The organism is Brevundimonas vitisensis (genome assembly GCF_016656965.1).
GTDB classification, from domain to species: domain Bacteria; phylum Pseudomonadota; class Alphaproteobacteria; order Caulobacterales; family Caulobacteraceae; genus Brevundimonas; species Brevundimonas vitisensis.
Genome location: NZ_CP067977.1, coordinates 665,425 through 679,588, shown reverse-complemented (window position 1 = coordinate 679,588; position 14,164 = coordinate 665,425). Strand labels below are relative to the sequence as shown.

13 protein-coding genes are annotated in these 14,164 nt (G+C 65.5%); 9 read left to right on the top strand and 4 right to left on the bottom strand.

The features are described 5' to 3' along the window. Positions 1-9 precede the first annotated feature (9 nt). The gene (locus JIP62_RS03385) at positions 10-2,406 is read left to right on the top strand and encodes a penicillin-binding protein 1A (protein ID WP_201104529.1); all 2,397 of its coding nucleotides are present in this window, start codon (positions 10-12) and stop codon (positions 2,404-2,406) included. Between the two features lie 75 nt (positions 2,407-2,481). After that, positions 2,482-3,604, top strand: a protein-coding gene (prfB, locus tag JIP62_RS03380; RefSeq protein WP_201103527.1) for a peptide chain release factor 2 whose coding sequence is annotated in 2 segments (ribosomal slippage) — positions 2,482-2,550 and positions 2,552-3,604 — 1,122 coding nt in all. Because the reading frame shifts where the segments join, the coding sequence is not laid out codon by codon here. A gap of 43 nt (positions 3,605-3,647) precedes the next feature. On the opposite strand, the gene JIP62_RS03375 is transcribed toward prfB, so the two are convergent. The 4 genes from JIP62_RS03375 to JIP62_RS03360 all read right to left on the bottom strand — a co-directional run bounded on the left by JIP62_RS03375 (position 3,648) and on the right by JIP62_RS03360 (position 6,566). After that, entirely contained in the window at positions 3,648-4,187 is a 540-nt protein-coding gene (locus JIP62_RS03375) for a bactofilin family protein (RefSeq protein WP_201103526.1), read from the bottom strand. Next, the gene (locus JIP62_RS03370; protein WP_201103525.1) at positions 4,177-5,340 is read right to left on the bottom strand and encodes a peptidoglycan DD-metalloendopeptidase family protein; all 1,164 of its coding nucleotides are present in this window, start codon (positions 5,338-5,340) and stop codon (positions 4,177-4,179) included. The genes JIP62_RS03375 and JIP62_RS03370 overlap by 11 nt, the downstream gene beginning before the upstream one ends. Positions 5,341-5,536: 196 nt before the next feature. Beyond that, positions 5,537-6,013, bottom strand: coding sequence for a thioredoxin-dependent thiol peroxidase (gene bcp, locus JIP62_RS03365; RefSeq protein WP_201103524.1), 477 nt, complete (start codon positions 6,011-6,013; stop codon positions 5,537-5,539). Positions 6,014-6,047: 34 nt separating this feature from the next. Next, on the bottom strand, positions 6,048-6,566 hold the full coding sequence (locus tag JIP62_RS03360; RefSeq protein ID WP_201103523.1) for a tRNA (cytidine(34)-2'-O)-methyltransferase: 519 nt from the start codon (positions 6,564-6,566) through the stop codon (positions 6,048-6,050). A 194-nt stretch (positions 6,567-6,760) separates the two neighbouring features. On the opposite strand from JIP62_RS03360, the gene petA reads away from it, so the two are divergent. The 7 genes from petA (at position 6,761) to JIP62_RS03325 (ending at position 14,097) form a co-directional block, all read left to right on the top strand. Beyond that, positions 6,761-7,315 (top strand): ubiquinol-cytochrome c reductase iron-sulfur subunit, encoded by a 555-nt coding sequence (gene petA, locus JIP62_RS03355; RefSeq protein ID WP_201103522.1) that lies wholly within the window; start codon positions 6,761-6,763, stop codon positions 7,313-7,315. 2 nt (positions 7,316-7,317) lie between these two features. Continuing rightward, entirely contained in the window at positions 7,318-8,646 is a 1,329-nt protein-coding gene (locus JIP62_RS03350) for a cytochrome b (RefSeq protein WP_201103521.1), read from the top strand. Between the two features lie 5 nt (positions 8,647-8,651). Continuing rightward, complete coding sequence (locus JIP62_RS03345) at positions 8,652-9,536, top strand: cytochrome c1 (RefSeq protein ID WP_201103520.1); 885 nt, start codon at positions 8,652-8,654, stop codon at positions 9,534-9,536. A 135-nt stretch (positions 9,537-9,671) separates the two neighbouring features. Then, positions 9,672-11,342 carry a M28 family metallopeptidase gene (locus JIP62_RS03340; protein WP_201103519.1) on the top strand — a complete coding sequence of 557 codons (1,671 nt, stop codon included), beginning with the start codon at positions 9,672-9,674 and terminating at the stop codon, positions 11,340-11,342. Between the two features lie 87 nt (positions 11,343-11,429). Next, on the top strand, positions 11,430-13,043 hold the full coding sequence (locus JIP62_RS03335) for a M28 family peptidase (RefSeq protein WP_201103518.1): 1,614 nt from the start codon (positions 11,430-11,432) through the stop codon (positions 13,041-13,043). A gap of 88 nt (positions 13,044-13,131) precedes the next feature. Beyond that, complete coding sequence (locus JIP62_RS03330; protein WP_201103517.1) at positions 13,132-13,638, top strand: hypothetical protein; 507 nt, start codon at positions 13,132-13,134, stop codon at positions 13,636-13,638. Between the two features lie 69 nt (positions 13,639-13,707). Beyond that, positions 13,708-14,097, top strand: a complete 390-nt coding sequence (locus JIP62_RS03325; RefSeq protein WP_201103516.1) for a DUF2946 family protein — start codon at positions 13,708-13,710, stop codon at positions 14,095-14,097. Positions 14,098-14,164 lie beyond the last annotated feature (67 nt).

The window sequence follows — 14,164 nt, the reverse complement described above, 5'->3', positions numbered from 1 at the left end:
TGGTTCGTGATGGCCGGGATCGGCCTGCTGGGGGCAATCGCCCTGGCAGGCGTGATCGTGGCGATCTATGCAGCGTGGCTGTTCCACGATCTGCCCGATGCCGGAGAACTGGCCGATTATCGCCCGCCGACGGCCACGCGGGTCTATGCCGGAGACGGCACTCTGATCGGCGAGTTCTCGGACGAGCGACGCCTTTACGTCACCTACGATCAGATTCCGGCGACGGTGGTTCAGGCCTTCCTGGCGGCGGAAGACCGGAACTTCTTCCGGCATGGCGGGATCGATGTGTCCGGCCTGGGCCGGGCGATGTTCAAGAACCTGTTCAACGTCGTGTCTGGACGCCGCCTCGAAGGTGGCTCCACCATCACGCAGCAGGTCGCCAAGAACGTCCTGTTGACCAGCGAATCCAGCATCAACCGAAAGCTGAAAGAGGCGATCCTCTCCAGCCGGCTGGAAGCGACCCTGTCCAAGGAACAGATTCTCGAGCTTTATCTGAACGAGATTTATCTGGGCTACCGCTCCTATGGGGTGGCTTCGGCGGCCTATAACTATTTCGGCAAGTCCCTGGGTCAGTTGACGGCGGATGAGGCCGCCTTTCTTGCAGCCCTGCCGAAGGGCCCGACCAACTATCATCCCAAGCGCTTCCCCGGCGAGGCCAAGGGCCGCCGCGACTGGGTGCTGGGTGAAATGGCCGAGAACGGCTGGCTGACCGATGCACAGAGGGACGCCGCGCGTGCCCGGCCCCTGGTGACCCAGGATGCGCCACGCCGCGCCGCCTATCAGGATGCCGACTTCTTCGTCGAAGAGGCTCGCCGCCAGACCATCGACCGGTTCGGCCGCGAGGTGGTTCAGGGGGGCGGGCTCTATGTCCGCACCACGCTGGATCCGGCGCTGCAGTCCGCCGCGCGCGGGGCACTGATGAAGGGGCTGGAAAACTATGACCGCCGCCATGGCTGGCGCGGCCCCTGGGGCACCACCGATTTTGCCGAAGGCTGGCAGGCCGAAGCGGCCAAGAAGACGACTCCGCCAGAACGTCGAGCCTGGCAGGCCGCCGCAGTCGAGAGCGTCAGCGGCAATGCCGTGCGCATCCGCACCGCCCGCGATGACCGTACCGGTACCCTGGTCACAGCCGATGCGGCCTGGGCCAATGCCAACCGGCAGCTTCGTCGGGGCGATCTGATCTTCGTTGAACCGACCAGCGAGACCGGCTCGACCTTCGCTCTCAAGCAGGTGCCGGCCGTGAACGGTGCCCTGGTCGCCATCGATCCGCAGACAGGGCGCGTCCTGGCCATGGTCGGGGGCTATTCCTATGCCCTGTCCAGCTTCAATCGCGCGACCCAGGCGCAGCGCCAGCCGGGGTCCGCCTTCAAGCCCTTCGTCTATGCGGCGGCGTTGGAGGGGAACTATACCCCCGCCTCAATCGTGCTGGACGCCCCGATCAGCTTTGCCGGAGGCGCGAACGGCGAGCGCTGGACGCCCGAGAACTACAGTCGCGAATACTATGGGCCGCAGAGCCTGCGCCGAGGGCTGGAGCTGTCCCGCAACGTCATGACCGTGCGCCTGGCCCAGGACGTCGGCATGCGAAAGATCGTCGACCTGTCCGAACAGATGGGCGTGGCCGACGACATGGCCCCCAATCTGTCCGTGTCGCTGGGCGCGGGGGAAACGACGCCGTATCGCCTGACGGCAGCCTATGCCGCCTTCGTAAACGGTGGTCGTCGCATCGACCCCTATTTCATCGATATGGTTCAGGACCGAAACGGCGAGGTTCTTTATCGCGCCGACGGCCGGGACTGCCGGGACTGCGACAGGGTCTTCTCCGGCCAGGCATCGCCGCGCCTCACTCCGCCTGGCAAACAGGTGATCGACCCGATCACGGCCTATCAGATCAGTTCGATGCTGGAGGGTGTGGTTCAGCGTGGCACCGCAGCCAGCGCGCGGAGCCTGGGCCGATGGGTCGGCGGCAAGACCGGCACGACCAACGAATATCGCTCGGCCTGGTTTGTCGGATTCACCACCGATATCGTGGTCGGGGTCTTCATCGGCTTCGATGACAACCGCCCTCTGGGATCGGGCGAGACGGGGGCGACCGGACCGGTTCCCATCTTCACAGAGTTCATGCAGACGGCACTCAAGACCCGGCCGGCCCGACCCTTCGTGCGCCCGCGCAATGCGGTCTTCCGCAACATCAACGGCATCGAGGAGGCCTTCCGTCCCGGCACCGAGCGTCGCCGCGAGGAAGAGGCGCCCCGGCCCATCGATATTCCGATCGGTCCGCAAAAGTATGAGGACGTCGTGCGTCGCGAACGCGAAGAGCAGACCCGCCAGGAAACGACTCCCAGCGTGCCGGCCACTCCGCCTCCGCCCAAGCGCGAACCCGCCGAAGATCTCAGCGGCCTTTATTAAACGCGCGCCTGCGCTTCCCCTCGGCCGCGACTGCCTCTATGTCCGGCCTCCCTTTTTGTATCGCAGGAGTTTGCGATGAGACCGGATGTCGAGGCCATGAAGGCCGACATCGAGCAGAGCGTCGCTCTGCTCAGGAGGCGTCTTTGACTGGGATGTCGCGCTTCGAAAACTGGATGAACTGAACGCTCGGGTCGAGGACCCCACCTTGTGGGACGATGCCGAGAAGGCTCAGGCCGTGACCCGCGAACGCTCGCGTCTCCAGGCCCAGATCGATGCCGTCCGCGAGATGGAGCAGGGTCTTGAAGACGGCGTGATGCTGGCCGACATGGCCGATGAAGAAGGCGACGAGGCTGCGCTGGAAGATGCCCGCACCAGCCTCAAGGCCATCAAGGAACGCGCGGCCCGAGCCGAGCTGGAGGCGCTGTTGTCCGGCGAGGCCGACGGCAATGACGCCTATCTGGAGGTCAACTCCGGGGCCGGCGGCACAGAGTCCAACGACTGGGCCAGCATGCTGTTGCGGATGTATTCCCGCTGGGCGCGGGCCCACGGCTATGAGGTCGAGATCGAGGCGGAAGAAGCTGGTGAACAGGCCGGCATCAAATCGGCCACGATCCTGATCTCGGGTCCCAATGCCTATGGCTGGCTGAAGTCGGAATCGGGCGTGCACCGCCTGGTTCGCATCAGTCCCTATGACGCGGCGGCGAAGCGGCACACCTCGTTTGCTTCGGTTGGCGTCTCGCCAGTCGTCGACGACACGATCGAAATCGACATCAATCCGTCCGACGTGCGTACCGATACCTATCGGGCATCTGGTGCAGGCGGTCAGCACATCAACAAGACTGACTCGGCGGTTCGTCTGACCCACGTTCCGACCAACACTGTGGTCGCCTGCCAGGCGGGGCGGTCACAGCATCAGAACCGTGAACAGGCGTGGAAGATGCTGCGCGCGCGGCTGTACGAGCTGGAACTGCAGAAGCGCGAGGCCGCAGCCCAGGCTCTGGCCGACGCCAAGACCGATATCGGCTGGGGTCACCAGATCCGGTCCTACGTCCTGCAACCGTATCAGATGGTGAAGGACCTGCGCACCAATGTGGAGACGTCCGACACCTCCGGTGTTCTGGATGGCGACCTGGATGCCTTCATGGGGGCCGCCCTGGCCGCTCGCGTCGGCGAGACGCGCGGCTCGACCGTCGATTGATCGCGAAATCTCCCTCCCCCGGCGGGGGAGGGAGAAGGCTGGATCAGACCGCGGGCTTCATGTCGATGATGTGGGGTGCCGGCTCAGGCGCAGCCACGGGCTGGGGGGCAGAGGGGCGCGGCGCATCGCGGCGTCCCTGGATGCATCGTCCCTGGAAGTAGGCACCGACATCGATCGACAGCTGTTCGGCCGTGATGTCGCCGTCGACATAGGCGGTCGACACCAGCTTGACCTGCTTGCCGGTCACGGCACCGACGACACGGCCGCGTACTTCGATGTAGTCGGCGGTCACGCCGCCTTCGATCGCGCCGGTCTCTCCGACGATCAGGCGGCCGACGCGAACGTCACCCTTGATCTGGCCGTCGATCTGCAGATCGCCGCCGCCGCTCACATTGCCTTCGAACTGGAGATCGGACGACAGGGTCGACAGACCGCGCGGCGTAGCGACGGGGGCCGGGGCGGCGTGGCCCTGGGCCTGGGGCGCGCGAGCCTGGCCGGGCGAGGGGATGTCGGGCAGGGGCGGAATGACGGGGGCGGTATTGCGGGCGGGCTGCGGCTCGGGGGCTTTGGACTTATTGAACAAGATGGTCTCCAGCTCTCATGAAGCGGGCGGGGTTCTGAGGCCGGCCATTCAGCCAGACCTCGTAATGCAGATGGACGCCGGTCGAGCGTCCGGTGGTTCCCATTCCGCCTACCCTCTGACCCAGCGCGACGCGCTGGCCGGGTTGGACGGCCATGGAGTTCAGATGGGCGAAGCGCGTCTTGAAACCGCGCCCATGGTCTATCTCGACGACGTTTCCATACCCTGAACGCACGCCCACAAAAGAAACGACGCCTGGCGCAGTGGCATAGATGGGCGTGTTCAGCGGGCCGGCAAAGTCCTGGCCCTGATGTAGGGCCGGTCGACCGTTGAAGGGATCGAACCGCACGCCAAAGCCCGAGGTGGTGCGCGACGAGGTCGGCCTGTGGAACGGCAGGCCCTCGGCGGCATCTGCCAGCCCGCGCATATCGGACAGGTTGTCCGCCGCGTGCCGGATACGCACGGCAAAGGCCTCGTCCACGTCCAGAATGGCGGCCAGGGCCTTGGGATCGTCGGCCGTTACCAGGGGCCCGCCCAGGCCGGATCCCTGCGAGAGATAGGCCGAGGGGTTCAGGCCGGCCAGGCGGAAGGCCAGTCTGAGGCGTTCGGCCCGGGTTTGCGCCTCGGTGCCCGCGCGCGCAATCAGTCGCTCCTGGTCCAGGCGCACTGCGACGATGCGCGCAACCGGATTGTTGCTGGCTGGATCAAGGGGAGCGGCGGGCTTGAGGGCGGCTTCGGCCCCCTCTACGCCCTGGAACATGCCCATGACGGTGGTCAGGGCCGCGTGACGGCGCTCGACCATATGGGCCATTTCATCCAGTGATCCGGTGGTGGCCGTCATGCGCACGACGGCGGTGTCCAGGCGGGCCTGCAGATCGGCGTTGATACGTTCGGAGGCCGCGCGGGCCCGCATCACCGCCCCGTCCGCCTGGGCATGGGTGGCCAGGTCGAGGACGAAACCGCCCGAGGCGATCAAGGTCCATACTGCGAGGGCGGCCCCGACCCCCAAGCCCAGGATCTGCCGACCCGGTGTCAAAGCGACAGCGCGCACATCGTCGCCGCTGCGCAGATACAGATAGCGGGTCGGGAACCGGCGATCGAACCACGAGACCCTTGCGGGTCGTTCCGTTTCCAGTGTCGCCTGTTCGTCGGTCATACTCAACGCCCCCACGCTGGGGCGAAGTTATGCTATGACCTCCGGCGAAGGTTCAAGGCCGTTCACACAATCTTAACCATGATTGCCGTGATCCAAGCGAATAACAGCGGTCAACTAAGTAGATTCTCGCCTCACAGGCGTAAGAGCGAATCTGCTTGAGACGGCGACATAACTAAATGTCCGCTCGCGGACACTCTCAGCTGGATCGGAGCGACTGGATGGCCGCCAAAACTTCGGCGGCATGACCCTTGACTGAAACCTTGCGCCAGATGCGACGGATGATGCCGTCGGCGTCGATCAGCACCGTGGCCCGTTCGATGCCCATATAGGTCTTGCCGTACATGCTCTTTTCGACCCACAGGCCGTAGGCCTCGGTGACACCTGCCGTTTCGTCGGAGGCGAGGGTCACGGCCAGATCATATTTGGACTTGAACCGGTCCAGCTTCTTCACCGGGTCCTTGGACACGCCGATGACCGTCGCGCCTGCTGCCTCGAAGTCCGCAGCCAAGGCCGTAAAATCCTTGGCTTCGTTGGTGCAGCCGGGCGTATCCGCCTTCGGATAGAAATAGAGAACCACCGTCCGTCCCTTCAGACCGGCCAAGGTGACTTCGCCGCCGCCGTCGACGGGCAACGAAAACTCGGGTGCGCTCTGGCCTTCGGCAATCTGGGTCATAGGTCGTCTCCATCGATCCGCGCGCTGTGTGCGATCATCCGGCGGCGCCGTCCAGAGGACGCGGTGCCGCGATCTCCAGGGGGACTTGGGTTCCGCTCAGTCGTCCGCTCTGGCGCAGCCCTTCCCACAGGGCGATGCCGGCGGTGACCGACAGGTTCAGGGATCGCGTTTCGGGCCGGATCGGCACCACCACCCGCGCATCGGCGGCGGCGTGCACGAAGTCGGGGGCCCCGGCGTCCTCGGACCCGAACAGCAGGGTGTCGTCGGGCCTGAAGCGAAAATCGGCCAGCGACGTGGCGCCGCGCGTCGTGAACAACACCAACCGCCCCGGGGTGCTCACTGCATCGCGATCGCGCTGAAATGCGGCCCAGTCAGAATGCCGTGTCATATGACTCAAAGGCCCGTAATCCAGGGCTGCGCGCTTCATTGCCCGGTCGTCGAAGGCAAAGCCGGTGGGCTCAATCACATGCAGCGGAACCCCGAAACAGGCACTCAAGCGGATGCACGCACCCACGTTCTGGGGAATGGCTGGTTGAAAAAGCGCGAGACGCATTCTAAGGCCCTGCATACGCGCGGCCCGGGGGCTCGTCGCGGTTCGATTTGCGATCGTTTCTCAGCAGGCGTCTTACGCTTGCGTCGATGCGCCGCAAAGCCGGGCCGGGCCAGTTTGGACGGGTTCCGCTAAGAAATCATGCTGATCGACGGACGCAAGCCAGGCGTTCCGTGACGGCGTACCAGAGGTGAGACGTGACCGAATCGGTCGTGAATTCCGAAGACCCCCACGGCCACGGTGGCGATGATGCCACCCGCCGAGACTTCATTCATATCGCTGCGGGCGCAGCGGCGGTCGGCGCGGGGGCGATGATCGCCTGGCCGCTGATCAACCAGATGAATCCGGCTGCCGATACGCTGGCGCTGGCGTCCATCGAGTTCGATCTGTCCAAGGTCTCCGAGGGACAGCAGGTCGTCATTACCTGGCAGGGCAAGCCTGTCTTCGTGCGCTATCGCACCGCCAAGGAAGTCCAGGAGGCCGCCGCCACGCCGCTGAGCGACCTGAAGGATCCGCAGTCGGACGCCGATCGCGTGAAGGCCGGTCACCAGCAGTATCTGGTCGTGGTCGGGTCCTGCACCCACCTCGGCTGCATCCCGACCTTCGGGGCAGGAGACTACGGCGGCTGGTTCTGCCCCTGCCACGGCTCGCACTACGACACCTCGGGCCGCATCCGCAAAGGGCCGGCACCGACCAATCTGGTGGTGCCGACCTATGAATATGTGTCCGACACGCGCGTGAAGATCGGCTGACCATGAGCGACCACGAATCCACCTACGTTCCCAAGTCCGGCTTCGAGAAGTGGCTGGACACCCGGCTGCCGATCATCCGCTTTGGCGCGGACTACATGGCCCTGCCGACGCCGCGGAACCTGAACTACTGGTACACCTTCGGCGCGATCCTGATGGTGTGTCTGCTGACGCAGATCATCACCGGCATCGTGCTGGCCATGCACTATACGCCCAACACCAGCATGGCCTTCGCTTCGGTCGAGCGCATCATGCGTGACGTGAACGGCGGCTGGCTGATCCGGTACGTCCACGCCAACGGTGCGTCGATGTTCTTCATCGCCACCTACATTCACATGCTGCGGGGCCTTTATTACGGCTCGTACAAGGCACCGCGCGAGATGATCTGGATCATCGGCTGCGTGATCTTCTTCCTGCTGATCGCCACGGCCTTCCTCGGCTATGTGCTGCCCTGGGGCCAGATGTCCTTCTGGGGTGCTGAGGTTATCACCAATCTGATCGGGGCCATCCCGATGATCGGTGAGCCGATCCTGATCTGGCTGCGTGGCGGACCGTCGATCGACAATGCGACGCTGAACCGCTTCTTCTCGCTGCACTACCTGCTGCCCTTCGCCATCCTGGGCTGCGTGGTGCTCCACGTCTGGGCTCTGCATACCTCGGGCCAGAACAATCCGGTCGGCATCCTGATCCCCAAGGAGCGGACGACCAAGGATACCGTGCCCTTCCACCCGTACTACACGGTCAAGGACGGCTTCGCGATCATCCTGTTCCTGATGATGTTCGCCGCCTTCGTCTTCTTCATGCCCAACGCTCTGGGTCATGCCGACAACTACATTCCCGCAAACCCGCTCCAGACGCCGCCGCACATCGTGCCCGAATGGTATCTGCTGCCCTTCTACGCGATCCTGCGGGCTGTGCCGGACAAGTTCGGTGGCGTGCTGGCGATGTTCGGCGCGATTGCCGTGCTGTTCATCCTGCCCTGGCTGGACACGTCCAAGGTCCGCTCCATGCGCTATCGCCCGACCATGAAGGTCTTCTTCCTGATCTTCGTCTTCGTGGCCTTCGTCCTGGGCTGGTGCGGCGGTCAGCTGCCCGACGCCCCGGTCGTTCCCGGCATGGCCAGCTTCGTTCTGTTCGACGGTGAACTGAACAGCTTCCTGTGGCTGACCCGTCTGGCGACCGCCTACTACTTCGCCTTCTTCCTCATCATCATGCCGGTGGTGGGCCTGCGAGAGACCCCCTTGCCGATCCCGGCCTCGATTTCCGAGCCCGTACTGACCGGCGGTGGGGCTATGGCGGCTGCTGTGCCGGCCTCGCCCGAGAAGAAGGGCTGATCGCGATGACCCCCATCTGGAACACCGCCTTGACCCGCCTGAACCGTCTCGCCGCCGTCGCCGTCGTCGCCACCATGGCCACGATGTCGGTCTCAGCCCCCGCCATGGCCGAGGGTGAAGCCAAGCACCCGCGCAAGGCCGGCTTCTCATTCGAGGGACCGTTCGGGACCTTTGACCAGGGCCAGCTGCAGCGTGGCTACAAGGTCTATCGCGAAGTCTGCGCGGCCTGCCACGGCATGGACATGCTGTCCTTCCGCACCCTCGGCGAGCGCAGCGGCCCCTTCTGGGACCCGCACGCCCCCAACGCGGCCGAGAACCGCTTCGTCAAGGCTCTGGCAGCCGAGATCGAGGTTGCGGATATCGACACCGAGACCGGTGAGCCGATCCGCCGTCCCGCAACGCCGGCCGACCGCTTCCCGAACCCGTATCCCAACGCGACCGCCGCTGCGGCTGCGAACGGTGGGGCGGTGCCGCCGGACCTGTCGGTGATGGCCAAGGCCCGTCACGACGGGGCGAACTACATCTATTCGCTGCTGTCGGGTTATGTCGCTCCGCCGGCCGGGCTGCAGATCCGCCCGGGTCAGTATTACAACCCTTATATGGCCGGGGATCTGACCCCGTTCTGGACGGGCGATCCCGAAAAGGTCCCGTACGGCGGCTTCATCGCCATGCCGAACCCGCTGCGGCCCGATCAGGTCACCTATGACGACGGCACGGCCCAGACGGTCGATCAGTATGCCAAGGACGTCGCCGCGTTCATTGCCTGGGCCTCGGAGCCCAAGGCGACGGAACGCAAGCAGGCCGGCCTGGGCGTGATGATCTTCCTGGCTCTGTTCGCAGGCCTGACCTACGCCAGCTATCGCCGGATCTGGAAAGGCGTCGCCCACTAAGCGAGCTGCCGCCTCCTAAGACCAAACCCGCCGGGTCCGCCCGGCGGGTTTTTTCGTTGTTGCGCGACCGGTCGACAGTCCGTGCCGGTCCCTTTAGGCTTTGCTGCATCAATCCGTAGTCGAGGCCTGTTTTTGATGCGTTTGTTTCGAACCCTTTCGCTGCTGGCTGCCGGAGCGGCGCTGTCGGCGTGCTCGACCCTTGGTGCAGAGGCGCCGCCTGCGGCTTCGCCGGCTCCGATGTTCGAGGCACAGCGCCTGTCAGACCACACGCGCATCCTGTCGGACGACAGTTTCGAAGGGCGCGGCATCGCCACCCCGGCCGAGGATCGCGTCATCCGCTATCTGAGCGAGCAGTTCGCTGCCGCGGGCTTTGAGCCGGGCGGCGATAACGGGGGCTGGACCCAGGCTGTGACGCTGAACCGGTTCACCGCCTCGAACGTTCGCGCCCAGTTCACGGCAGGCGGCGAGACCATACCCGTGACCCATGGCCAGCAGATCGTCGTGTCGACGCGCCTGCCTGGCGACCATGTCATGCTGATGGACGCGCCCCTGGTCTTCGTCGGCTACGGCACGACTGCGCCGGAGCGCAACTGGGACGACTTCAAGGACGTGGACGTGCGCGGCAAGATCATCGTCGTGCTGGTCAATGACGCCGACTTCGAACAGCCCGAGCTGAACACCTTCAATGGCCGGGCGATGACCTACTATGGTCGTTGGACCTACAAGTACGAAGAGGCGGCGCGCCGTGGTGCGGCGGGCGTCATCATCGTTCATGAGACGGCCCCCGCCTCCTATGGCTGGGCGACTGTGACGAACTCCTGGTCGGGCCCGCAGTTCGATATCGTGCGGGCCAACGCCGCCGCCGAACGTGTGCCGATGGAGGCCTGGGTTCAGCGCGACGTGGCCGTTGACCTCTTCACCCGCGCGGGCCTGGATTTCGAGGCCCAGAAGGTTGCCGCGCGCAGCCGCGACTTCCGCCCGGTCGAGCTGACCGGCGTCGAGTTCGACGGCATGTTCGATGTTGCGACCACCCAGGTGACCACGAACAACATTGTCGCCCGCCTGCCGGGCACGACCCACCCGGACGAAACCATCCTGTACACCGGCCACTGGGACCACATCGGCGTCGGCGCCGCCAATGCCGAGGGCGATGCCATCTTCAACGGCGCGGTCGACAATGCCTCGGGCATCGCCGGTCTGCTGGAACTGGCGCGGGTGTTCGGTGCCGGCGAGCGGCCAGAGCGCTCGATTGTCATCATCGGCTTCACCGCTGAAGAAAGCGGGCTTCTGGGCTCGGAGTTCTATGCGGCTAACCCGCTGTATCCGCTGGAAACGACTGTGGCCGGCTTCAATCTGGACGCGATGAACGTCTATGGCCGCCTCAGCCGCCTGGGCATCACCGGCTATGGCCAGTCGGTGCTGGATGAGCAGCTCGAGGCCTATGCTTCCGCGCAGGGCCGGTCGATCCAGCCGGACACGAACAATGCGGCCGGCACCTATTTCCGGTCCGACCATTTCCCGCTGGCCAAGCGCGGCGTGCCCATGGCCTATCCCAAGGGGGCGGGTGATTTCCGGGATGAGCCGATCGCTGCCCGTATCGCCGCTCGCGACGACTATGGTGCCAACCGCTATCACCAGTCCAACGACGAGTGGTTCCCCGAAATGGACTTCTCGGGGGCGGCCGAAGATCTGGCCGTCGTCTATGGGGTCGGGCTGGACCTGGCCAACAGCCGGGACTGGCCGGAGTGGAAGCCGGGCTCCGAGTTCGGTCCGGTGCGCGAGGCCAGCGAGGCTTCGCGTCGCTGATCGGCACTGATGACGAAACCTTGAGGGGGCGCGTCTCGTGCGCGCCCCTAGACTGAGTGCACTTCAATAAGGGCGGCAGGAGACCCCATGTTGCGTTCCATGATGGCCGGGGTGGCCACCGCCGCGATCTTGCTGATCGCTGGGCCGGTTCTGGCCCAGGATATCTCAGCCCAGCGCCTGTCCGACCATATCCGTGTCCTGGCCGACGACAGCTTCCAGGGACGCGTGCCGGGCGAGATCGGCCAGGAACTGACGCTGGACTATCTGCAGGCTCAGTACGAAGCCATGGGACTGGAGCCCGGCGGACCGAACGGTGAGTGGCGTCAGCCCGTCACCGTGATCCGCAGCCGCCCGGCGCGGCCTGCGACGGCCAGCTGGACCGGCCCGGACGGCACGCGCCGCGATCTGACTGCGGCCGACATCCTGGTTCGAGCGACCAATGACGACGGTCTGGCCAGCATCACCGGTGCCGGCATCGTGTTCGCGGGCTTCGGCATCGTCGCGCCAGAGCGAAACTGGGACGACTATGGCGACATCGATGTCACCGGCAAGATCGTGGTGGTCTTGGGCGGAGAGCCTGCCGGTGACCTGTTCCGTGGGGACTTCGATACGCTCTACAGCTCCGATGGCTACAAGACGCAGGAGGCATTGCGTCGTGGAGCGGTGGGCATTCTGACCCTGACGGGCGGCGCGCGCGGCAGCGGGGAATGGAACCAGTGGAACCGCTTCTTCAACCGACCGACCATGACCGTGCCGGGCCTCGACCCGATCCCGGTAACCGGGGCCGTGCCGCAGGATCTGGCCATGGAATGGGGCGCGGCCGCCGGTGTCGATCACGTGCTGATGGCGACCGTCGAGACCGGCAGCTTCAAGGCTGTCGAACTGTCGGGCGTCACCCTCAGCGTCGACGCGGCCGAGACGCGCGAAACCATCCAGACCTATAATCTGCTGGCCAAGAAGACCGGTACGGAGCGTCCGAACGAGGTCATCATCTTTTCGGCCCACTGGGACCATGTCGGCGTCGCGGGACCCGATGCCTCGGGGGACACCATCTTCAACGGGGCATGGGACAATGCCTCGGGCACCGCAGGCATTCTGGAGATCGCGCGCAGTTTTGCCGAGGCGCCGGCGAATGAGCGCACCGTGGTGTTTGCCCATATGGCGGCCGAGGAGATGGGCCTGCTGGGGGCCTATGCCTACAGCATCGACCCGGTCTATCCGCTGGAAACCACGGTGGCGGACCTGAACATCGACATGCTGCCGCTCAGCGACCCGACCCGCGACATCGCCATCTTCGGCTATGGCCAGAACACGCTGGAAGATGATCTGGCTGCGCTGGCGGCAGCGGAAGGCCGCTATGTCACCGACGACCGCGAGCCGGAGCAGGGCTATTATTTCCGCTCCGACCATTTTCCCTTCGCCCGCGCCGGCGTTCCGGCCCTGATGCCCTGGCACGGGGTTGATCTGGACGAGGGCGGCACGGCGGTCGGCCTGCCGGAATATCGGGCCCTGTTCGGGCGCGATTATCACAAGCGCAGCGATGAATGGCGGCCCGACCTGAAGCTGGGTTCGGCGGTCGAGAACCTGACCCTGATGTACCGGTTGGCTCTGGACCTGGCCAACAGCGACCACTGGCCTTCGTGGAAGGCCGATTCCGAGTTCGCCGCCACGCGTGCTGCCAGCGATTCCGCTCGCCAATAAGCGTCGTCACGATTTCCGGCGGCCACTGGCGAAACGGGCAGGGCAGGCGCATCTTCCTGATCGAGACACGCGAACAGGAGAATACCATATGCGTCGCACCGTCCTGACCGCCGCCATCGCCCCGCTCGGCCTGGCCGTTATCCTGGCCACAGCCGCCCAGTCGCCCGCTCTGGCCCAGACAGTTACCGTCGCCATCGGCGGCGAGCTGCAGGACAAGGTCCAGGAGTTGGGTGAGCGGGAGGTTCGTGATCAGGCCGATCGTCTGGGCGAGGTCGTCACCCGCGTCCTGGCCCGCGAGGGGAGCCTGGAAGGGGCCCGTGTCGAGCTGGTCCTGACCGACCTGAAGCCGAACCGGCCCACCTTCCAGCAACTGGGCGACACGCCCGGCCTGGACGGCATCCGCAGCATCAGCATCGGGGGGGCCGCAATCGAGGGTGAGATCCTGCTGGCCGATGGCACGCGCCAGCCGGTCCGCTACGACTGGTACAGCAGCAGCCTGGAAGAGGTTCGGGGCTTTGGCACCTGGCAGGACGCCGACCGCGCCTTCAGCCGGTTTGCCAACAACCTGGTCGCCGGGCGCTACGTCAGCCGCTGAGACTGATCGTCGACTTGTGTCGCTTCGTCGCTGTGGCGTTGCCGCCGATTGCTCGCTAAGGCCACGGTGATGACCCGTCCGCAGGCCGAATCCTGGTCGACAGCACGGTCGCTGGCGTTCCTCGCCGCGATCTTTGCGATCGTGCTCGGCACCCTGATGCCGTTCGCGGCCATGGCGGCGGTCGTGCCGGGCCAGACCCTGGTCATCTGCTCGACCGAAGGCCCGCGCACGATCCAGTCGCGCATCGACGGCGATCAGGACCACCACGTCGTCGCCGATGCCAAATGCGCTGCCTGCGTCACGCCGGTGGTGGCCGACCTGCCGCCTCCGCCAAGACTTCAGACCGTTCGCATCGCCGCACCGATTCCGCAGAGTGCCTTCGTCCCTCGCGACATCGCCGTTCCACCACCGGCCCGGGCCCCGCCACGCCCGTGGTCCACTGCACCCCCTCTCGCCTGAACCGACACTGATCTCGCCCGCGCGCGGCCGCTGACGGCTGCGCGCCGCCTATCGTCTGTTCAGGATA

Excerpts from the sequence above, each read along its gene's own strand:
- JIP62_RS03385 (WP_201104529.1), top strand. The coding sequence starts at position 10 with ATGGCCGGGATCGGCCTGCTGGGGGCAATCGCCCTGGCAGGCGTGATC.
- JIP62_RS03370 (WP_201103525.1), bottom strand. The coding sequence starts at position 5,340 with ATGACCGACGAACAGGCGACACTGGAAACGGAACGACCCGCAAGGGTC.
- bcp (WP_201103524.1), bottom strand. The coding sequence starts at position 6,013 with ATGACCCAGATTGCCGAAGGCCAGAGCGCACCCGAGTTTTCGTTGCCC.
- JIP62_RS03360 (WP_201103523.1), bottom strand. The coding sequence starts at position 6,566 with ATGCGTCTCGCGCTTTTTCAACCAGCCATTCCCCAGAACGTGGGTGCG.
- JIP62_RS03350 (WP_201103521.1), top strand. The coding sequence starts at position 7,318 with ATGAGCGACCACGAATCCACCTACGTTCCCAAGTCCGGCTTCGAGAAG.
- JIP62_RS03345 (WP_201103520.1), top strand. The coding sequence starts at position 8,652 with ATGACCCCCATCTGGAACACCGCCTTGACCCGCCTGAACCGTCTCGCC.
- JIP62_RS03340 (WP_201103519.1), top strand. The coding sequence starts at position 9,672 with ATGCGTTTGTTTCGAACCCTTTCGCTGCTGGCTGCCGGAGCGGCGCTG.
- JIP62_RS03335 (WP_201103518.1), top strand. The coding sequence starts at position 11,430 with ATGTTGCGTTCCATGATGGCCGGGGTGGCCACCGCCGCGATCTTGCTG.
- JIP62_RS03330 (WP_201103517.1), top strand. The coding sequence starts at position 13,132 with ATGCGTCGCACCGTCCTGACCGCCGCCATCGCCCCGCTCGGCCTGGCC.
- JIP62_RS03325 (WP_201103516.1), top strand. The coding sequence starts at position 13,708 with ATGACCCGTCCGCAGGCCGAATCCTGGTCGACAGCACGGTCGCTGGCG.